The 20,042-nt window shown below is 71.3% G+C and carries 17 protein-coding genes; 3 read left to right on the top strand and 14 right to left on the bottom strand.

All coding sequences use genetic code 11. The features are described from left to right. Together AWC30_RS17900 and AWC30_RS06085 are read right to left on the bottom strand one after the other, a co-directional pair. The coding region (locus AWC30_RS17900) for an RNA polymerase sigma factor (RefSeq protein ID WP_207568399.1) at nucleotides 1-1,406 on the bottom strand (1,406 nt) is incomplete at its 3' end. 141 nt (nucleotides 1,407-1,547) lie between these two features. Continuing rightward, on the bottom strand, nucleotides 1,548-2,264 hold the full coding sequence (locus AWC30_RS06085; RefSeq protein ID WP_085109299.1) for a hypothetical protein: 717 nt from the start codon (nucleotides 2,262-2,264) through the stop codon (nucleotides 1,548-1,550). 171 nt (nucleotides 2,265-2,435) lie between these two features. On the opposite strand from AWC30_RS06085, the gene AWC30_RS06080 reads away from it, so the two are divergent. Beyond that, the gene (locus tag AWC30_RS06080) at nucleotides 2,436-3,113 is read left to right on the top strand and encodes a class I SAM-dependent methyltransferase (protein WP_085109298.1); all 678 of its coding nucleotides are present in this window, start codon (nucleotides 2,436-2,438) and stop codon (nucleotides 3,111-3,113) included. 12 nt (nucleotides 3,114-3,125) lie between these two features. Here AWC30_RS06080 and egtD read toward each other — a convergent pair whose 3' ends face one another. The 8 genes from egtD to AWC30_RS06045 all read right to left on the bottom strand — a co-directional run bounded on the left by egtD (nucleotide 3,126) and on the right by AWC30_RS06045 (nucleotide 11,661). Beyond that, nucleotides 3,126-4,091 carry an L-histidine N(alpha)-methyltransferase gene (gene egtD, locus AWC30_RS06075; RefSeq protein ID WP_085109297.1) on the bottom strand — a complete coding sequence of 322 codons (966 nt, stop codon included), beginning with the start codon at nucleotides 4,089-4,091 and terminating at the stop codon, nucleotides 3,126-3,128. Further along, a complete protein-coding gene (egtC, locus tag AWC30_RS06070) occupies nucleotides 4,088-4,780 on the bottom strand; it encodes an ergothioneine biosynthesis protein EgtC (RefSeq protein ID WP_085109312.1) in 693 nt (230 codons plus the stop codon). Before egtC ends, egtD begins: the two co-directional genes overlap by 4 nt. Beyond that, the gene (gene egtB / locus AWC30_RS06065; RefSeq protein WP_085109296.1) at nucleotides 4,780-6,090 is read right to left on the bottom strand and encodes an ergothioneine biosynthesis protein EgtB; all 1,311 of its coding nucleotides are present in this window, start codon (nucleotides 6,088-6,090) and stop codon (nucleotides 4,780-4,782) included. The genes egtC and egtB overlap by 1 nt, the downstream gene beginning before the upstream one ends. Then, nucleotides 6,087-7,391: an ergothioneine biosynthesis glutamate--cysteine ligase EgtA gene (gene egtA / locus AWC30_RS06060; protein WP_085109295.1), complete on the bottom strand. Its 1,305-nt coding sequence runs from the start codon at nucleotides 7,389-7,391 to the stop codon at nucleotides 6,087-6,089. Before egtA ends, egtB begins: the two co-directional genes overlap by 4 nt. A gap of 49 nt (nucleotides 7,392-7,440) precedes the next feature. After that, the gene (locus AWC30_RS06055; protein WP_085109294.1) at nucleotides 7,441-8,091 is read right to left on the bottom strand and encodes a sensor domain-containing protein; all 651 of its coding nucleotides are present in this window, start codon (nucleotides 8,089-8,091) and stop codon (nucleotides 7,441-7,443) included. A 122-nt stretch (nucleotides 8,092-8,213) separates the two neighbouring features. Then, nucleotides 8,214-9,662: a catalase gene (locus AWC30_RS06050; RefSeq protein ID WP_085109293.1), complete on the bottom strand. Its 1,449-nt coding sequence runs from the start codon at nucleotides 9,660-9,662 to the stop codon at nucleotides 8,214-8,216. Nucleotides 9,663-9,867: 205 nt separating this feature from the next. Beyond that, the gene (locus tag AWC30_RS17560; protein WP_133053662.1) at nucleotides 9,868-10,164 is read right to left on the bottom strand and encodes a hypothetical protein; all 297 of its coding nucleotides are present in this window, start codon (nucleotides 10,162-10,164) and stop codon (nucleotides 9,868-9,870) included. 60 nt (nucleotides 10,165-10,224) lie between these two features. Next, nucleotides 10,225-11,661: a WS/DGAT/MGAT family O-acyltransferase gene (locus AWC30_RS06045; protein WP_085109292.1), complete on the bottom strand. Its 1,437-nt coding sequence runs from the start codon at nucleotides 11,659-11,661 to the stop codon at nucleotides 10,225-10,227. A 163-nt stretch (nucleotides 11,662-11,824) separates the two neighbouring features. Between AWC30_RS06045 and fadD12 the strand changes: the two genes are divergently transcribed. Next, nucleotides 11,825-13,444: an acyl-CoA ligase FadD12 gene (fadD12, locus tag AWC30_RS06040; protein ID WP_207568398.1), complete on the top strand. Its 1,620-nt coding sequence runs from the start codon at nucleotides 11,825-11,827 to the stop codon at nucleotides 13,442-13,444. 18 nt (nucleotides 13,445-13,462) lie between these two features. Here fadD12 and AWC30_RS06035 read toward each other — a convergent pair whose 3' ends face one another. From AWC30_RS06035 to AWC30_RS06020, 4 genes are all read right to left on the bottom strand, one after another. After that, nucleotides 13,463-14,371, bottom strand: a complete 909-nt coding sequence (locus AWC30_RS06035; protein WP_234807959.1) for an alpha/beta fold hydrolase — start codon at nucleotides 14,369-14,371, stop codon at nucleotides 13,463-13,465. 50 nt (nucleotides 14,372-14,421) lie between these two features. Continuing rightward, nucleotides 14,422-15,516: a DUF4185 domain-containing protein gene (locus AWC30_RS06030; RefSeq protein WP_085109310.1), complete on the bottom strand. Its 1,095-nt coding sequence runs from the start codon at nucleotides 15,514-15,516 to the stop codon at nucleotides 14,422-14,424. 81 nt (nucleotides 15,517-15,597) lie between these two features. Then, nucleotides 15,598-16,647 (bottom strand): aspartate-semialdehyde dehydrogenase, encoded by a 1,050-nt coding sequence (locus AWC30_RS06025; RefSeq protein ID WP_085109290.1) that lies wholly within the window; start codon nucleotides 16,645-16,647, stop codon nucleotides 15,598-15,600. Further along, nucleotides 16,647-17,912, bottom strand: coding sequence for an aspartate kinase (locus AWC30_RS06020; protein ID WP_085109289.1), 1,266 nt, complete (start codon nucleotides 17,910-17,912; stop codon nucleotides 16,647-16,649). Before AWC30_RS06020 ends, AWC30_RS06025 begins: the two co-directional genes overlap by 1 nt. Nucleotides 17,913-18,205: 293 nt before the next feature. Here AWC30_RS06020 and leuA point away from each other — a divergent pair, with 293 nt between their 5' ends. Then, nucleotides 18,206-20,017, top strand: a complete 1,812-nt coding sequence (leuA, locus tag AWC30_RS06015) for a 2-isopropylmalate synthase (RefSeq protein WP_085109288.1) — start codon at nucleotides 18,206-18,208, stop codon at nucleotides 20,015-20,017. Nucleotides 20,018-20,042: the final 25 nt, after the last annotated feature.

Below are 20,042 nucleotides of genomic sequence, written 5' to 3'. Positions count from 1 at the left end.
GGGCCACCGGCGCCGACGCCGAGGAGCCCGGCGGCGCGATCGAGTTCGCCGACGTCGGCGCCGCCCCGGCCAGGCGGAACCTGCGCCGGTGAGGAGACCTCGGGCACTGGCGGCGGGTTGCGCGGCGGCGGTTGTTGTGGGCTCGGCGGCGCGGCGGGCGCGGACGACGCTTCAGGCGGCGCTGCCGGGGGCGGCGGCGCGGGCTGCGACCACGGCGTGGTGCCCGGTGCGGTGGTGACGGCCGCCGGTGGAACGTCGGGGGGACTCTCCGGGGCGGCTTCCGCGGGAGTCTGCCCCTCCGGTGGCGGTGGCGTCGGAGCGCTGGCCGCGGGCGGTGCCGACGGCAGCGCGGGCGGCACCGGGGCATCGACGGCTGCCGGCCGGTAAAGCCACAGCATCACCAGCGCGATCCCGGCGATCACCGCGGCCGCACTGACCGCTGCGCGCCGAAGTGTTTCGCTCCGCCGGGGCCCGGGGCGAGTCGCACCGGTCTGGCCTGCCGCCCTCCGGGGCGGCGCCGCCGAGGCCGGAGGTGGTGCGGACAGCCGGGCGATCCGTGGGGCCGACGCGCGCGCGTCGCCGCCGGGCAGGCGGCTCGCAGCGCCGGTCAGCTGGATGCGGTCCAGAGTCTGGTGGCGTAGCCACTCGGGAGCCGGGAGGAACACCGGCACGCCGCCGAGCAGGGCCACCGGGTTGACCATCCTGCCGCGTTCCCGATCACACTGCTCACACGAATCGATATGACGGGCGACCCGTTTGCGGATCAGAATGGTGAACTGACCGTCCCAGTTCGCCACGATCGCCGCCAACTCCGGGCAGCCGGTGCCGAATTGGCGCGCCCGGCGGGCCACCAGCAGCGCGCCCAGCGACCGTTCCACGGTCTGCCGCAGCCGGTACACCAGTTTGGTGGCGGTAGCGGCACTGACGTCGAGTGCCCGAGCCAGTTCGGGCCCGTCCAGGCCGTGCCGGTAGGTCAGGTCCAAAACGGTCCGGTCCCGTTCGGAGAGACCGTCGGCTGCCGCGGCGATGAGCGCCGCCAACTCATCCCGGGCGGCCAGCGTCTCCGGTCCGGCGTCGCCCGACGGCGCCTCGGGCACGTCCTCGAACGCCTGCTCCCGGCCACGCTGCCGAATGCAGCGCAGCGCCTCGTTGCGGGCGATCGCATACAGCCACGGGCGCAGTTTCGCCGGATCACGCAACGTGCCCAATCGGGTGGCGGCGACGCAGAACACGTCCTGCACGCAGTCGGCGGCGGCATCGCGGTCGCGCACCATGCCGACACAGAAATCGTGCAACCGATCGGCGTAGCGGTCATAGATCCGGGCGAACGCCTGCCGGTCGCCGGCACTCGCGGCATCGGCCAATTCGGCGTCGCCGGCCGTGTCCCAGTCCGGTAAGGCAGTCATCCCGACGCCCTTCCATCGAACCGCCGCCGGGGAGATTCGCCGGACTCCCCGTCACCCGTCCTGACAGCGCTTGTACCCGTGGCCTCGGGCCACGGGTACAAGCATGCTCGGGTCGCGGGCATAGCGCAAAGGTCTCGCGGTTTACGGGAACAGCGGCGGAAGGTCGAGGTCGAGCGCTCCCGGCACCTGCACGTGCAGACCGCCGGGGCCCGCAGAGACGTCCGGTCCGCCCGGGGTGCTGACGGTGACCCCGTCACCGCGCACCGCGACGTTCGGTCCGCCGGGGGTGTTGACCCCGACCCCGTCGGCGCCGACCGAGACGTTCGGCCCGCCGGGCACGTTGACACCCACCTCGTCGGGCTGGATCGACACGATCGGGTCGGTCGGGGTGCCCTCCGGAGGCAACGCCGGACCGGCCTGCGCCGGAGGCACTTCCGGGGCCGGCAACCCCGGCAGCGCCACCGGGGCGGGCGGGGCAGCCACCGGGGCCGGCCCGGTCTGGCGCGGCACGGTCGGCAGGTTCACGCTCGGGCCGGGCACACCGGCTTGGTCGGCGGGACGAGCCGGCTGGGCGACCACCGCCGCGCTGTCCGGCAGCGGCTGCGTCACCGGCACGCTGCTGCCGGGTCCGACGTCGAGGTGCTTCGGCTGCCCGGGGCCGAACAGCAGCATGCCGACGGCGGCGGCCGCCGCCATCGAACCGGTGAGGGCCGCCGCGCCGGCGATCAGCCGGATCCGGGTCCGGGCAGGATCGGTGGCGCTCGACGGGTACTCCGGATCGCCGTACTGCTCGGGCCGGCCGTCGTCGGCGCGCCGGGACGCGGTGATGGTCGATTCGGGGGCGTGGATGGTGCTCATCGGACTTCCTCACTGGGTTCACAGCCCCGGATGGGCCGCTCTCACAGGTAGGAGCGGCGACCACCCCGCCACCGGACAGCTTTTTCCGAACTTTTTCCGGGGACGTTTCCGCGCCCCGGTCCGCTCGGTTGGGCGCGCTGCGGGTGCGGCACCGCAGGTAGGCTCGACCCCATGGATTCGGAGGTCATGGACTGGGACAGCGTCTACCGCGGCGAAGGCGACTTCGAGGGGCCGCCGCCGTGGAACATCGGCGAGCCGCAGCCGGAACTGGCCGAACTGATCCGGGCGGGCAAGGTGCGCAGCGACGTGCTCGATGCCGGCTGCGGGGTTGCCGAACTCTCGCTGGCGCTCGCCGCGCAGGGCTACACCGTCGTCGGGATCGACCTGAGTGACACCGCGATCGCCGCCGCCACCAAGGCCGCCGAAGAGCGCGGGTTGACCTCCGCCACCTTCGTTCAGGGCGACATCACCGCGTTCACCGGCTATGACGGGCGGTTCAACACGATCCTCGATTCCACCCTGTTCCACTCGATCCCGGTGGAGGGCCGGGACGGCTACCTGTCCTCGGTGCAGCGGGCGGCCGCTCCGGGCGCGCGCTTCTTCATCCTGGTGTTCGCCAAGGGCGCCTTCCCCGCCGAACTCGAGGAGAAGCCGAACGAGGTCGAGGAAGACGAATTGCGGGCCGCGGTGAGCAAGTACTTCGACATCGATGAGATCCGGCCGGCGTTCATCCACTCCACCATGCAGCAGTTCGGGGACGGGGCACCGCAGTTCCCGCCGCGCGACACCGACGAGAAGGGCCGGATGAAGATGCCGGCGTTCCTGGTCAGCGCGCGCAAACCGGCCTGACCCGACGGCGCCTCACCGGGCGGCCAGCGAGACCCCGAAGTCTCCGGCCGGATCGGTCCACCACCGCAGCGGCCGCAGACCGGCCCGGCGTAGTTCGTCGGCCACCGCATCCGACCGGAACTTGCACGACACCTCGGTGAGCATCTCCTCCCCCGCGGCGAAGTCGACGACCAGATCCAGTGCGCAGACGCGGACCCGCTGAGCCCGCTCGGCGCGCAGCCACATCTCGATACGCTCGCGCCCGGGGTTCCAGCGCGCCACATGCGCGAACCCGGCCAGGTCGAAATCCGCGTCGAGTTCCCGGTTGATCACCGCCAGCACGTTGCGGTTGAACTCGGCCGTCACCCCGCCGGCGTCGTCGTAGGCGTTGACCAGCCGGCCGGTGTCCTTGACCAGGTCGGTGCCGAGCAGCAGGGTGTCTCCGGGTGCCATCGCGGCGGCAAGATCCGCCAGGAACGCCGCCCGCGGTTCGGGGGTCAGGTTGCCGATTGTGGACCCGAGGAACACGAACAGCCGACGGCCCCGGGCCGGGATGTGGGCCAGGTGCCGCTCGAAATCCCCGCACACCGCGTCGATCTCGATGCCGGGGAACTCGGCTTCGATGGCGTGTGCGGCGGCCTGCAGTACACCGGCGTCGACGTCGAACGGGACGAACCGCCGCAGCGTCCCGGCGGCACGCATCGCCGACAGCAGCAACCGCGTCTTCGCCGAGGTGCCACTGCCCAACTCGACGAGGGTGTCCGCACCGCTCGCTGCGACGACGTCGGCGGCGTGATCGGTGAGGATCGCTGTTTCGGTCCGGGTGGGGTAGTACTCGGCCAGCCGAGTGATCCGATCGAACAGCGCACTGCCGGCCTCATCGTAAAACCATTTGGGCGGCAGTGATTTCGGCGTCCGGCGCAAGCCGTCGAGGACATCGCGGCGCAGCGCGGTCTGCGCGGCGTCGGCGCTGAGGTAGTTCGCCACCGAGAGCGTCATCGAGATCCTTCCAGTGGGGTGAAACCGACGCCGGCTGCGGTGACCTCGACCAGGCGCCGGTCGGGGACGTCCTGCCAGGCGTTGTCGTCGTCGTAGGGTTCGCTGGCCAGCACCACGCCGTCCGGCCGGGTCAGCACCGACAGGGTGTCGCCCCAGGTGGTGGCGAGCAGTCGGGTGCCGTCACCGGCGAGAACGTTGAGCCGGGCGCCCGGGTCGGCGGTTCCCACTTCGACGATCGTCTCCCCCAGCCGGTGCAGCCCGCGATCGAAGATCAACGCCGCCAACATGGCGCTGTCACAGGTGGATTCGGCCGTCCGGCTTGCCGGCAGGACAGCGCGGTCGACGACGCCGTTGTGGGAGAGCAACCAGCCGCCGTCGCTGAACGGCGCTGTCGCGGAGGCCTCGATCGCCATCCCGACGGTCGCCGAGCGGACCGCGGCCACCACGCAATGGCTGCGCAGCGCCGGGGCCACCGATGCCAGCGAGGCGTCGCCCCACAGCGGGGCCGCACTGCGCCACCGGCGCGGCACCGGCCCGTCGAAGAAGCCCACCCCCCACCCGTCGGCGTTCATCAGACCGTGCCGCTGGCGGCGCGGCGCATACGACTGCACCGCCAACCCGGACGGCGGGTCGTAGATCAGCGATGCGACGCTGACTTCCCGGCCCAGCCAGCCCAGATGACGGCACATCAGCGCGGCCCCTCCCCCACCGACCACGCCAGTCGCAGCCCGGCGAACAGCTGCCTGCGGATCGGGAAGTCCCAGTTGCGGAAGCTGGGCCGCAGGATCTCCGGGCCGACCGCCCATGCCCCGCCGCGCAGCACCCGGTAGTCGTCGCCGAAGAACGGCTGGGAGTAACGCCGGTAGAGCATCGGTGCGAAACCCGGCCAAGGCCGAAACGGCGACGCGGTCCACTCCCAGACGTCACCGAGGAGCTGTTCGGCGCCGTAGGCCGACGCACCCGCCGGGTAGGCGCCCACCGGTGCGGGCCGGCGGGCGGCGCCGCCCAGGTTGGCGTGCCGCGCGGACGGCGGTTCGTCGCCCCACGGGTAGCGCCGCCGGCGGCCGACGGCCGGATCCCACGCGCAGGCCTTCTCCCACTCGACCTCGGTGGGCAGCCGGGCCCCGGCCCACGCCGCGTACGCCTCGGCCTCGTGGTAGCCGATGTGCTGGACCGGTTCGTCGTCGGGGATCTCCTCGACGTGTCCGAACCGGACGCGGGTGCCGTCGGGTCGCCAGAACTGCGGGGCGCGCAGCCCGGCCCGGGAGCGGTGTTGCCAACCCTGCCGAGTCCACCACCGCGAATCGGTGTAGCCGCCGTCGTCGATGAACTCACGCCACTCGCCGTTGGTGACCGGGACCCGCCCGATGCGGAACGCCGGCACCTCGACCTCGTGCGCCGAGCGTTCGTTGTCCAGCGCGAACGGTTCGGTCCCCTCGTCAACCCCCAGCACGAACGGGCCGCCGGGCACCAGCACGGAGGTACCCGCCACGCCCGGCCTGCCGGCCGGCAGCGGGCCGCCGGCGTCGAGTAGCGGTGCGCCGCTGCGGAGGTTGAGCGCCTGCAGCATGGTCTCGTCGTGCTGGTGCTCATGGCTGACCACCATGGCGTACGGGAACAGTGCGGCCGCGGTGTCGACCCGGGCCAGGCCGTCGAGGACGCGTTCGCGGACCGCCCGACAGTAGGCGCGGGCACGCTCGGGGCTGAGCAGGGGAAGCTCGGCGCGGCCGGCGCGCGGGTGCCGGAACGCGTCGTAGAGGTCGGCGACCCCCTCGGACAGCAGGCCCGGCCGGGTCGGGTCGCCGCCGCGCAGCAGCCACAGCTCCTCCTGCTGGCCGATGTGGGCCAGATCCCACACCAGCGGGCTCATCAGCGGGTCGTACTGCCGCAGCAGCTCGGCATCGTCGAAGTCGGTGAGTGCCAGGGTGCGGTCCCGCGCCCGGGCCAGCTGCCCGGCCAGCACCACCGCCGCGTCGGTGACCGCTTCGGTGGTGCTCATCCGTCCTCACGCGCCAGCCGGGTCACCGCCGCCTCGATCCCTTCCCCGATCACCCGCTCGGCGAACACCTCACCGGGGCACCTGCCCCGCTCCACCGCCTCGACCAGCAGCGCCATCGACGGGGCCAGCGAGGCCGGCGCTCGCTCGGTGGCCACCGCGACGCAGCGGTTCGCGGCCGCGTACAGCCGCCGGTCGGCCAACCCGATCCGCGCCGCGGTGTCCCAGGCGGTGGCCACCGGCGCGACGGCGGCCGCCGCGAGGTCGGCGGCGACCGGGTCGTCGAGCAGCGTGACCAGGGTGAACACCATCGCGGGCCACACCGGGGCTGGGACGCTGTCCAGGTAGCGGATCTCCAGCCAGCCGCGCGGCCGCACCGGCGGGAACAGGGTGGTCAGGTGGTAGTCGAGGTCGGCGGTGGTCGGTCGGCGCCCGCCGAGTGGCGACCAGCCATCGGCCCAGTCCGCGAACGGCACGTAGCTGGTCACCGGCACCGCCTCGGGGGTGTGCACCAGCATGACCGGCGCCTTCAGCGCGTACCGCGCCCAGGCGACCCGGGGGTCCTCGCCTTCGGCGCCGAGAATCGGGCCGCAGCGCGCCGAGTCCAGCAGGCTCCACACCCGCTGGCGCGTCGACACCCACCCGGAGAAGGTGCCGCCGAGCATCGGGGAGTTGGCGCACAGCGCCACCATCGTCGGGCCCAGCGCGTGGGCGCGCCGGACCCGTTCGGTCCAGCCCGAGCGCGGCCCGGCCTCGATGTTGACCTGGACCGAGGCGGTCGCGGTCATCATGGCGGCGCCGGCCTCCCCGGTGTGGCTGGCGGCGAAGAACCGCTCCATGGCCTGGTAGCGCGCACCGCGGTTGATCCGGCGGGTCGGTCGCAGCGGATCGGTGCCCAGCGGCACCAACCCCAGACCGGCGCGGGCGAACACCGACCGCAATACCGCCTGGTCGGCGGTCATCGCCTCGATCGAAGCGACCGCTCCGTCGAGCGGCGGGCTGGACAGCTCCACCGCCCCACCGGGTTCGACGGTCACCGCGCTGCCGCCGGGCAGGGTGGGCAGCGCCGCGCAGACCGCCGCGATCCGCGCCCAACTGGGTCGGCGCCGCGGGCGGGAGAGGTCGAAACAGTGCGCCTCGACCTCGAGGCCGACCGGGCCTGCGGTGGTGTCGGCCAGGCATGCGGCGGTGATGTACTCGGCGGCGGCCGCCGACCCGGCGAGGACCTCCGCCGGCCGCGACCGCCCGGCCGGATCGGTCGGCCCGCGGGCCGACCGACGACCCGGTGGTGCTACTGGGTGCATTCCCGGATCTCCCCCTCGTTGGCCGCCGTCTACCGCGGTTGGTCTCGCGTCATTGCCCCAGGCTGTTCTGCATCGCTCCGGCCAGCACGTCGACGGCAGGCCCACCGTTGCCGGGCTGGCAGACCTTGGCCTGCAGCAGCACGTTCTCGCGAAGCCGGGTCTGGGTGAAGCAGCGCCGGTCCACCCCGGCTTCCTGCTTGGTCCACGACGCGTCGCTCTCCCCCGCCGGCCCGCCCTCGAACGTCCACACCTGGGTGGCACCGTCATCGAGGTGCATCGCGGTGGTCTGTCCCGAACAGCCCGCGGTGCGGTCCACCACCCGGTGGAACGCGCGCCCGGCGGCGTCCGCGGTGGCGAACACGCCGACGGCCTGCTTGGCCATGTGGGTGTTGTCGGTGGCCGAAGTCTGGGTCAGGGCGCTGTTGAACGACGCCAGGTCCGGATCGTTGTAGACCTCGGGCAGCCCGATGTCGGCCCAGTTGTTACAGGCCGCATTCTCGACCCAGAACGCCTGGTACGGGCGCCCGGACACGGACTCCCAGCCCATCGGGGCGCCGACGATGTTGGCCACCGAGCCCTTGCCGAGCACCGCGTAGTTCACCACGCCCGGTTCCGACGGCGCTGCGCCGGCCGGCGACGCGGTCAACAGACCGGCCGCCGCCGCGATGCCCGCCACCCGCAGCGGAGTGGTCCAGTGCATGGCTTACCTCTTTCCGGGCTCCGTCTGCGAACCGTGCGGTCGACTCCTCGTCGCGCCGACGACGCCGGAGGACGCCGCGGCGATGGTCTCGTTGTCGATCATGCCAGCACCACCGCTGCGCGTCAGCCGTTCTTGGCGCGCACACCCTCCTCGACCTTGCGGCCCAGGTCCGGATCGACATTGCGCCAGTACTCGAAGACCCGCGACAGCACCGGCTCCTTCACGCCACCGCTGACATGGCCGATGATGTTGGCGGCCAAGCGGTCCCGTTCGTCGTCATCCATGACGTCGCGCACCAGTGCGCCGGCCTGACCCCAGTCGTCGTCGTCCTCGCGCAGCGTGTAGGCCTGCCGGACCAGTTCACCGTCGGTGTGCCAGCGAACCTCGGCGGCCCGATCCGGGTCGGCCTGCGGGCCATCGAAGGAGTTGGGCGCGTAGACCGGCTGGGTGTAGTTGTCCACCCGCAGCGCACCGTCCTTCGAGTAGGCGTTCACCTGGGTCGCGGGCCGGTTGACCGGGATCTGTTTGAAATTGACACCGAGACGGGCGCGGTGTGCGTCGGCGTAGGAGAAGCCGCGCGCCAGCAGCATCTTGTCCGGGCTCAGACCGGTGCCCGGAACGGTGTTGCTCGGCGCGAACGCCGCCTGCTCGATCTCGGTGTGGTAATCGGTGACGTTGCGGTCCAGGGTCAGGGTGCCCACGTCGATCAGCGGATAGTCGCCGTGTGGCCAGACCTTGGTCAGGTCGAAGGGGTTGAACCGGTAGGTTTTCGCCTCCTCGAACGGCATGATCTGGACCTTCAGCGTCCAGCTCGGGTAGTCGCCGCCCTCGATCGCGGTGAACAGGTCACGCTGGTGGTGGTCGGCGTCGGTCCCGGCGAGCCGGTCGGCCTCCTCCTGGGTGAGGAAGTCGTTGCCCTGATCGGTGATGAAGTGGTACTTCACCCAGAAGATCTCGCCCGCGGCGTTGACCCAGCTGTAGGTGTGGCTGGAGTAGCCGTTCATGTGTCGCCAGGTCTTGGGGATGCCGCGGTCCCCCATCAGCCAGGTGACCTGGTGCGCGGTCTCCGGCGAGAGGCTCCAGAAGTCCCACTGCATGTTGTGGTCGCGCAGGTTGCTGGCCTGAAGCCGCTTCTGGGAACGGATGAAGTGCTGGAACTTCATCGGGTCGCGCATGAAGAAGATCGGCGTGTTGTTGCCGACGATGTCGAGGTTGCCCTCGGTGGTGTAGAACCGCTGGGCGAACCCGCGCGGGTCGCGCCAGGTGTCGGGGCTGCCCCGCTCCCCCGCCACCGTGGAGAACCGGCTCAGGGTCGGGGTCCGGGTGCCCGGCTGGAAGACCGCGGCGCGGGTGTAGGCGCTGACGTCGTTGGTGACCTCGAAGTGTCCGAAGGCGCCGCCGCCCTTGGCATGTGGCTGCCGTTCCGGGATGCGCTCCCGGTTGAAGTTGGCCATCTGCTCGATCAGGTAGTGGTCGTGCAGGACGATCGGGCCGTCCGGGCCGACTGTCAGCGAGGTGTCGTCGCTGGGGGCGGGCGCGCCGGAGTCGGTGGTGGTGAACTTCTCGGTCATCGCGGGATCTCCTTGTCGGGGCGGGCTGAAGCTGAGTGGGACGCCCGGTTCGGCCAATACGTAAGGCGTGCTGGACTGTTCGCGCGTGTCGTGCGGTGGGGAGAAGACGGTGCCCGGGCGCCGGCGGCTGAGTGCCTGCCGGCGGTCACGGACATCACCAGCACCAGTTTGGTCCTTTTCGACAGGCTGTCAAGGCCGCGTGTGGTCAGCGATGCGGCGGCGGTGGGGGAGGAGGAGGCTTCTCAGTTCCCGGCCCGCGGTCCTTCTTGTCGTGGTGCATCATGCACGGCGGTGGACCGTCGTGATGATGGTGGTGATGCCCCCGGTGGGTGAGGACCGCGCCGGAGAAGAAGATCACCGCGGTGGTGAACACGACGCCGGAGATGATCACCACCCAGGCGGCCACCTGATAGAGCCGATTCGGCGCGGGCCGGTTCAGTGTCGCGCTGGCCGGGGCGGGCTCGCCCTGGGGCTGAGGAGTCGGCTGAGGAGTCTCGGTCATACCGCCATCATGCCGACGCGGAGGCGGACGCGCCACGGTTCGCCGGGACGAGCCGGCCCATCAGGCGATCGCGGTGGCCGCGGCCAGCGCGGTGTCGACCGGGGTGAGGTCACCGGAGAGACCCGCGGCGGTGCGCAGTTCGCGGAACGCGTGCACCATCGCGTCGGTGACCTCGTGCGGGTCACGCAGGGTCTGGTCATCGGTGAGCACGGCGATGTTGAGTTGGTCGACGTAGCTCCACACCGTGATGTTCAGGGCGCTGCCGGCCAGCAGCGGGCCCACCGAGTAGAACTCCCGCAGCATCGCACCGCCCACACTGCCGCGCTCCCGCGGCCCCGGCACGTTGGACACGGTGAGGTTCTGCAACCGGCTCGGGGCACGGCGGGTCGACAGCCAACCGAACAACGCCGGGGCGAGCAACGGCGGCAGGTATTCCATCCACGACTTGATCAGGCCCGGACCCAACGCGACGAAGTCCTCCTTGCCGAGAGCCGAACTCAACGCGGCCAACCGGAGCCGTTCCAGCGGATCGTCGATCTGGACCGGCAGGGAAACGTTCATCGCACCCAGTTCATTGCCGGTGAGCCGGTCGGGGTCGGTGTCCAGACTCGCCGGTACCGAGCCGATCAACGGGCGGTCGGCGCGGCCGTCGTACCGCAACAACAACTCACGCAGCCCGCCTGCGGTGACGGCGAGCACCACGTCGTTGATCGTCACGCCCAGGCGTTTGCCGGTCTCCTTGATATCGGCCAACGACAGTGTGGCGGTGGCGAACTCGCGCCCGGGGGAGAGTCTGTGGTTGAAAAAGGTGGGGGCGGGGGACAGCCGCCCGGCCAGTTCCGGGTGAGGCCCGCGGCGGCGGCCGGTCTGCCAGAGCCGCCACACCCCGGTGGCCGTCTGCGCCAGCAGTCCCGGCAGGGCCAGGACCTGGCGCGCGTGGTCGCGGGCGGCCCACAGCAGCAGGGCGGCCGCGGACGGTGGCGCACTCGAGGGCGCGGGCTCCCGCTCGTCGGCGTCGGTGCCGGTGAACCGCATCGTGCGGGCCAGCAGATTCCCGGAGGCGACACCGTCGGCCAGGATGTGGTGGATCTTGACGATCACCGGCACCGAGCCGTCGGCCATCCCGGACACCACGTGCATCTCCCACGGCGGCCTGCTCAGATCCAACGGGGTGCCGGCGATCTCGCCGATCAGCTGATCGAGCTCGCGGCGGCCGCCGGGGGCGGCCACCCGGGCCGGCAGCACGTGCTGCTCGAGGTCGATGTCGGCGTTCTCCCGCCACACCGGGTGGTGCAGCCGCAACGGGATCGGCACCAGCTGGTAGCGGAACGGCGCCAGCAGGTGCAGCCGGGTCCGCAGTAACTCCCGGAAGAGATCGACGTTGAAGGCGGCGCCGTAGCGGGAGACGTCGAGAACCCCGATCTTGAGGGTGTGGGTGTGCACGTTGGGGGTCTCGGTGTAGAGCAGCAGCGCGTCCATGCCGTGCAGCCGTTTCATGGTCCACCTCGATACGACGGGACGGGCCGGCAGGGCCGAGCCGGGGATGCCCCCAATGTAGTCGCTGCGCCGCGGCGGTGAGGGGTTCTTCGGGCCCGCCGCACACCCGTGCTGCGCTGGGTACTATCGGCGTGCTGTACGGCCCACCGAACGGGGGAGAGACGTGAGAGACCGGCTCGCTTCGACCGGCGACCTGGTCGCGACGCTTCGTCGGGCAGGGCTGATCGCGGCCCTGCGCCCCGACAAGTACATCCGGATGATCGCCGCGATGCGCCGCGAGCACATGGGCTCGACATCCGGGTTCGCCTCGTCGGCGCGCCGCTGCCCGGACCGCCCCGGCCTGATCGACGAACTCGGCACGCTCACCTGGCGCGAACTCGACCAGCGCAGCGACGCGCTGGCCGCTGCCCTGCAGGACCGGCCGGGTGGTGCTCCCGCGGTGATCGGGATCCTGTGCCGCAACCACCGGGGATTCGTCGAGGCCCTGGTGGCGGCCAACCGGATCGGCTCGGACGTGGTGCTGCTCAACACCTCGTTCGCCGGGCCCGCGCTGGCCGAGGTGGTGGCCCGCGAGGCGCCCGACACGATCGTCTACGACGAAGAGTTCACCGCGATGGTCGACCGGGCCCTGGCCGACCGGCCCGACACGACCCGGATCCTGGCCTGGACCGACTCCGAGGCCCCCGCGCAGCGCACCGTGGAGGCCATGATCGGTGAGTACGCCGGCCGGCGCCCCGCCGCCGGATCCGGCAAGGGCGACCTGATCCTGCTCACCTCGGGCACGACCGGAACACCGAAGGGCGCCAAGCGATCCGGGGGAGGGCCCGGCGAGCTCGCCGCGGTGCTCAAGCGGACTCCGTGGCGGGCGGAGGAGACCACGGTGGTGGTCGCGCCGATGTTCCACGCGTGGGGCTGGTCGCAACTGGTGCTGTCGGCGTCGCTGGCCTGCACCATCGTCACCCAACGGAAATTCGATCCCGAGGCCACGCTGGCGATGATCGACCGGCACCGCGCGACCGGGCTGTGCGTGGTCCCGGTGATGTTCGACCGGATCATGGAACTGCCCGAGGACGTCCGCCGCCGCTACAGCGGCCGGTCCCTGCGGTTCGCCACCGCCTCGGGATCGCGGATGCGTCCGGACGTGGTGACCGCGTTCATGGACGAGTTCGGCGACGTCATCTACAACAACTACAACGCCACCGAGGCGGGCATGATCGCCACCGCCACCCCCACCGACCTGCGGGCCGCACCCGACACCGCGGGCCGGCCCGCCGAGGGCACCGAGATCCACATCCTCGACGACGAGCTGCGGGAGCTGCCGGTCGGGGAGGTCGGCCAGATCTTCGTGCGCAACACCACCGGATTCCAGGGCTACACCTCGGGGAAGACCAAGGACTTCCACGGCGAGTACATGGCCTCCGGCGACATGGGCTACCTCGACGCCGCCGGTCGGCTGTTCGTGGTCGGCCGCGACGACGAGATGATCGTTTCCGGTGGGGAGAACGTCTACCCGATCGAGGTGGAGAAGGTGCTCGCCGCCCACCCGGAGGTGGCCGAGGCGTCGGTGCTCGGCGTCGACGACGAGCAGTTCGGCCAGCGGCTGACCGCTTTCGTGGTGCTCGAACCCGCGGCGGCGGCCACCCCCGATGCGCTCAAGCAGCACGTGCGCGACAACCTGGCCGGCTACAAGGTGCCGCGGGAGATCACCGTCCTCGACGAACTGCCGCGCAACGCCACCGGCAAGATCGTCCGAAGCGAATTGCTGGCCCGCATCGGCGGGTGACCGCCCACGGGAGTGCGGTCAGCTCGCGGCCGACGCGGAATCCGTGCCGCGGCTGCGGGCGAGCACCGAGGTGACCGCGGCCTGCAGGCCCGGCACGAACGCCCCCTGCTGCAACGTGCAGCAGGCATGCCCGCCGGCGACGTCGACGACATCGGCGTCCGGGATCTGCTCGGCCAGCCACCGCTGGTGGCGCGGCGAGATGACCCGGTCGCGGCCGGGCACCACCACCGTGGTGGGCACGTCGATCTCCGCGACCCAGGAGCGGGAGTCGAACCGGACGATCTCGGCCAGCGAGCGCAGCATTCCCGGCACGCTGGTCGCCCGGAACTCGTCGAGAGCCCACTGCATGTTGTTCGCGGTGCCGGCCGTCTCGGGCGCGGTGGCCGCGCGGGCGCCCGGGACCGGGGTGAAGGCGTCCAACAGGGCGGCGAACAGGCTGGTGCCCAGCCGCATCGGCATGGCCTCGGCGAAGGTGGCGGCCGCGGCACACAGCACCAGCCCCTCTACCCGGGCGCGGTGGCGACGCCAGGTCAGTTGCGCCACCAGCGAACCCATCGAGAACCCGACCGGGATGAAGGTGCGGATGCCGAGTGCGTCGGCGACGGCGACCGCGTCGTCGGCGCAGTCCTCCAGCAGCACCCGCGGGGCGGTGATCCCGGAGCCGTGCCCGCGCTGGTCGAACACGACCACCCGGCCGAACCGCTGCAGCATCGCCAGGGACGGATACCAGGTCAGCATGCCGGTGCAGGCCACCGAGTGCAGCAGCAGGAACGTCGGACCGTGACCGGTCGGGCCGCTGTCGACCACGTAGGTGCTGCCACGGCCGGGCAGGTCGAGAACGCGGCCGGTGGGGCTGGGGCCGAGCGCCTCCGCTCCCGGCAGTTTGTTCGCCAGGAGCTGCGAGGGAAGGCCGCGCAGGCCGGTCAAGACGTCGATTTCCCCATTGAAGCACACGGTTCGGGCCGGGCGGGGGAGCCTCACCAGGGCTTGAACGGGTTGACCGCGAACTGGATGACCCGATACGGGGAGCGGTCGCGCGGTGAGGTGTTCCACTGGCTGACGAACACCCGCACCTCGTCGAGCGTCGAGCCGGGGGACAGGTAGCCACCGTAGGGCTGGGCCAACCGGTTGTCGCCGGGATCGGGCAGGCTCTCCACCGGTTCGGGCCAGGCCGGCCAGTCGGCGTGTTGCACCACGGTGGTCACCGGGGCGCTGCCCAGCGAGGTCGGGTCGTTGGCCACCCGGATCTCCATGTTGCCGGTGGTGGCGTTGAAGTACGACAGCACCGCCTTGCCGTCGATCTGCTTGAAACTCATCTCGCCGACCTGGTCGGGCCAGAGCGGGGTCGGCGTGTTGCCCCAGCCGCCGCCGGCGAACTCCGGCCCGGCGGCCCAGCCCTGCCAGCCGGAGCGGTCGCCGAACCCTTCCGGGGGCACCCGGTAGAGCACCACCGGGGCGCTGCGGTCGAAGTTGTTGGCCACGATGTAGACCCACCCGGTCGACGATTCCGGGGTGGGGATCGGGTCGTAGTAGCCGCTGATCTGGGTCTGCCCGCCGCCGCGGTAGTCGGCGGCCCGCAGCGAGCCGGGCACGGTCTCCCAGCCGGCGCGGCCGGCCTCGGCGCGCACCAGCCGCGACGAGGTGGGCACCAGCCGGGTGGTGGTGGTGACCAGTAGATAGTTCTTCCGGTTGATCTCGACCACCCCGGCCGGGAGCTGCGACGCCCCGGGCGGGGTCGGATCGGCCAGCAGCGGCTCGAACACCCCGGTCACCCCGCTGTAGGTGACCCCGTCGGGCGCGCCGATCGAGTCGGTGTCCACGTGCAGCGCGATCGGGGAGTACCAGCCGCCGAACCCGACGCCCTGCCCGGCGAAACTGTCCCCGCAGACCTGCAGCACCTCGGTGGGGAACTGCATGAACTCACACAGGTCGGTCGCGCCGATCCCGTAGTCGCGGGTCGGGGTGCCGGTGCCCGCCGTCGGGCCGAGCCGCACCACCTGCCCGGGAGCCAGCGGCGGGAGCCGCGAATCCGACGTCGGCGGATCGGCGTGGGCCGGCCCGGGCGCCGCCATCGGCAACGCACAGGCCAGCGCGAAGGCGAGGGCCGACCATCGGCGGAACCCGCTGCGGGGCAGGGCCGGGCTCACCGCGGATCAGGTTCTGGCGGCCAGCAGCTCGGCGATCTGGATGGTGTTCAACGCCGCACCCTTGCGCAGGTTGTCCCCGGCCAGGAACAGGGCGAGGCCCCGCCCGTCGGGCACACCGGGATCGGTGCGGATCCGCCCGACCAGCGTCTCGTCGGCCCCGGCGGCGGCCAGCGGCGTCGGCACGTCGACCAGCCGGACACCGGGGGCTTTCTCGAGCAACTCGGTCGCCTGCTGCGGGGAGATCGGCCGGTCGAACTCGGCGTTGATCGACAGGCTGTGGCCGGTGAACACCGGCACCCGCACGCAAGTGCCGCTGACGGCCAGCTCCGGGATGCCGAGGATCTTGCGGCTCTCGTTGCGCAGCTTCTGGTCCTCGTCGGTCTCCCCGGAGCCGTCGTCGACCAGCGCCCCGGCCAGCGCCACCACGTTGTAGGCGATCGGCGCGACGTAGGTGTTCGGGTCCGGGAAGTCCACCGCGTCACCGGCGTAGACCAGCTTCTCGGCGTCGTCGGCCACCGCCCGGGCCTGATCGGCCAGCTCGGTGACCCCGGCCAGCCCGCTGCCGGAGACCGCCTGGTAGGTCGAGACGATGATCCGGCGCAGGCCGGCGGCGTCGTGCAGCACCTTCAGCGCCGGCATCGCGGCCATCGTGGTGCAGTTCGGATTGGCGATGATGCCCTTCTTCAGCGGCCACGCCTGGGCGACGTCGCGATCGAAGTTGACCTCCGCGACCACCAGCGGCACATCCGGGTCCTTGCGCCAGGCCGACGAGTTGTCGATCACGGTGGCGCCGGCCTCGGCGAACCGCGGCGCCTGCACCTTCGACATGGCCCCGCCGGCGGAGAACAGCGCGATGTCCAGGCCGGACGGGTCGGCGGTCTCGGCGTCCTCGACCTCGATCTCGGTCCCGCGGAACGGCAACTTGCGGCCCGCCGACCGGGACGAGGCGAAGAACCGCACGCTGTCGGCCGGGAAGTCCCGTTCGGCCAGCAGGGCGCGCATCACCTGGCCGACCTGACCGGTGGCCCCGACGACTCCCAGGGCGACCCCGGCCATCAGCGACCCGTCCCGCCGTAGACGGTGGCCTCCTCGACGCTGCCGAGGTTGAACGCCTCGTGCAGCGCGCGGACCGCGGTCTCCAGTTCGGTGTCCTGGCAGAGCACCGAGATGCGGATCTCGGAGGTGGAGATCAGCTCGATGTTGACCCCGGCGTCGGCCAGCGCCTCACAGAACGTGGCGGTCACCCCGGGGTGGCTGCGCATCCCCGCCCCGATCAGCGACACCTTGCCGATGTGGTCGTCGTAGACCACGTTGGAGAAGCCGATCTCGTCGCGCAGCGACTCCAGCTTGTCCACCGCGGTCGGCCCGTCGGCCCGCGGGCAGGTGAAGGTGATGTCGGTCTTGCCGTCCTCGACCTTCGAGACGTTCTGCAACACCATGTCGATGTTGACGTCGGCGTCGGCCACGGCGCGGAACACCTTGGCGGCGTAGCCCGGGGTGTCCGGGATGCCGACGACGGTGACCTGCGCTTCGCTGTTGTCGTGGGCGACGCCGGTCAGGATGGGGTCTTCCATGGGGATGTCCTTGATCGATCCGGTAACGAGGGTGCCGGGTTTGTCCGAGTACGACGAGCGGACGTGCACCGGGATGTTGAAGCGCCGGGCGTACTCGACGCAGCGCAGCATCAGGATTTTCGTGCCGCACGCCGCCATCTCCAGCATCTCCTCGAACGTGACGCGGTCGAGATGCCGGGCGTTGGGCACGATGCGCGGGTCGGCGCTGAAGATGCCGTCGACGTCGGTGTAGATCTCGCAGACGTCGGCGTTCAACGCGGCCGCCAACGCGATCGCGGTGGTGTCCGAGCCGCCGCGACCCAGGGTGGTGACGTCCTTGGTGGACTGGCTGACGCCCTGAAAGCCGGCGACCAGCACGATCTGGTCCTCGTCGAGGGCCGAGCGCAGCCGGCCGGGGGTGACGTCGATGATCTTCGCCTTGCCGTGCGCGCCGGTGGTGATCACCCCGGCCTGCGACCCGGTGAACGAGCGGGCCTGCGCGCCGAGCGACTCGACCGCCATCGCCACCAGGGCGTTGGAGATCCGCTCACCGGCGGTCAACAGCATGTCCATCTCCCGCGCCGGCGGGGAGGGGCAGACCTGCTGGGCGAGGTCGAGCAGGTCGTCGGTGGTGTCGCCCATCGCCGAGCAGACCACGACGACGTCGTTGCCGGCCTTCTTGGTCTCCACGATGCGCTCGGCGACCCGGCGAATCCGATCGGCGTCGGCCAGCGACGATCCGCCGTACTTCTGCACGATGAGTGCCACAAGAATCCTTCCTCAGCTGACGGCGGCCACTCCCCAGGATAGAGGGCGGCGGACCCCGCGTTCGAAGGCCGTGCGCCGCGACGCCGTGAACTGCGCGCCTCGCCGCGGGTGTGACCTGGGTAACGCCGGAGCCGACGCCTTTGAGCAGCGCCGGGCGCGCGGGTAGACTCGGCCGGGTGCAGCGGGTGCTCCTCCTGGAACGCCGCGGCGGGGCCTGATCGAGACCGGCTCCCCGTCGCGGGTGTTCTGATGCGCCGGTCTGAGGTCCTTCTCACTACCGGGGAGCAATCACCGTGACCAGTTTCTCTTCACCCGACGCCTTCACCGCGGGCTCGACGCGGTCCATCACCACCCCCGACGGCCCACCCCACCCCGGCCAGCCGCCGTGGAACACCCAGCGCGGCTCGTCGATGCCGGTCGGCCGGTACCGATCGTTCGCCGACGAAGTCGAGCCGATCACGCTGCCCGACCGCACCTGGCCGGACACCGTCATCGAGCGCGCACCGCTGTGGTGCGCGGTGGACCTGCGCGACGGCAACCAGGCCCTGATCGACCCGATGAGCCCGGCCCGCAAACGGCGCATGTTCGACCTGCTGGTCCGGATGGGCTACAAGGAGATCGAGGTCGGTTTCCCGTCGGCCAGCCAGACTGACTACGACTTCGTCCGCGAGATCATCGACGGTGGGCACATCCCCGACGACGTCACCATCCAGGTGCTCACCCAGTGCCGTGACGAACTCATCGAGCGCACCTTCGAGGCCTGCGCGGGCGCCCCGAACGTCATCGTGCACTTCTACAACTCGACCTCGATCCTGCAGCGCCGGGTGGTGTTCCGCGCCGACCGGGCCGCGGTGCGCGAGATCGCGGTGGCCGGGGCGCGTAAGTGCCTGGTCGAGGCCGCCAAGCACCCGCAGACCCGGTGGCGTTACGAGTACTCCCCGGAGTCCTACACCGGCACCGAACTCAAGTACGCCAAAGAGGTCTGCGACGCGGTCGGCGACGTCATCGAACCCACGCCGGAGAACCCGATCATCTTCAACCTGCCGGCCACCGTGGAGATGACCACCCCCAACGTCTACGCCGACTCGATCGAGTGGATGCACCGCAACCTCAAACGGCGCGATGCGGTGATCCTGAGCCTGCACCCGCACAACGACCGGGGCACCGCGGTCGCCGCCGCCGAGTTGGGCTATCAGGCCGGCGCCGACCGCATCGAGGGCTGCCTGTTCGGCAACGGGGAACGCACCGGCAACGTCTGCCTGGTCACCCTGGGGCTCAACCTGTTCAGCCGGGGCGTGGACCCGCAGATCGACTTCTCCGACATCGACGAGATCCGCCGGACCGTCGAGTACTGCAACCAGCTGAGCGTTCCCGAACGCCACCCCTACGGCGGCGACCTGGTCTACACCGCGTTCTCCGGCAGCCACCAGGACGCCATCAACAAGGGCCTGGACCAGATGAAGATCGACGCCGACGCCGCCGACACCGATGTCGACGACCTGCTGTGGCAGGTGCCCTACCTGCCGATCGACCCCCGCGACGTGGGCCGCACCTACGAGGCGGTGATCCGGGTCAACTCCCAGTCCGGCAAGGGCGGGGTGGCCTACATCATGAAGACCGACCACGGACTGGTGCTGCCGCGCCGGCTGCAGATCGAGTTCTCCCAGGTGGTCCAGGCGCTCTCCGACGGCGAGGGCGGCGAGGTGTCGCCGAAGGTGATGTGGGACGCCTTCTACGAGGAGTACCTGGCGCCGGTCACCCCGCTGGAGCGGATGCGCCAGCGGGTCAGTGCGGCCGAGGTCGACGGCGGCACCGACCGCATCGAGGCGGTGGTGAAGGTCGACGGCGCGGAGAAGACGATCAGCGGCGCGGGCAACGGACCGCTGGCCGCGTTCGTCGACGCGCTCACCGACGTCGGTTTCGACGTCGCGGTGCTGGACTACTCCGAGCACGCCATGTCGGCGGGCGAGGAGGCCCAGGCCGCGGCCTACGTGGAGGCCGACATCGGCGGCAACACGGTCTGGGGCGTCGGGATCGCGCCGTCGATCACCACGGCCTCGCTGCGCGCGGTGGTTTCGGCGGTCAACCGCGCCGTTCGCGCCTGAGACAGCGCGGACATCCCTGAAATCG

It is taken from the genome of Mycolicibacillus trivialis (genome assembly GCF_002102395.1).
GTDB classification, from domain to species: Bacteria; Actinomycetota; Actinomycetes; order Mycobacteriales; family Mycobacteriaceae; genus Mycobacterium; species Mycobacterium triviale.
This window is presented reverse-complemented; position numbering and strand designations above follow the sequence as displayed.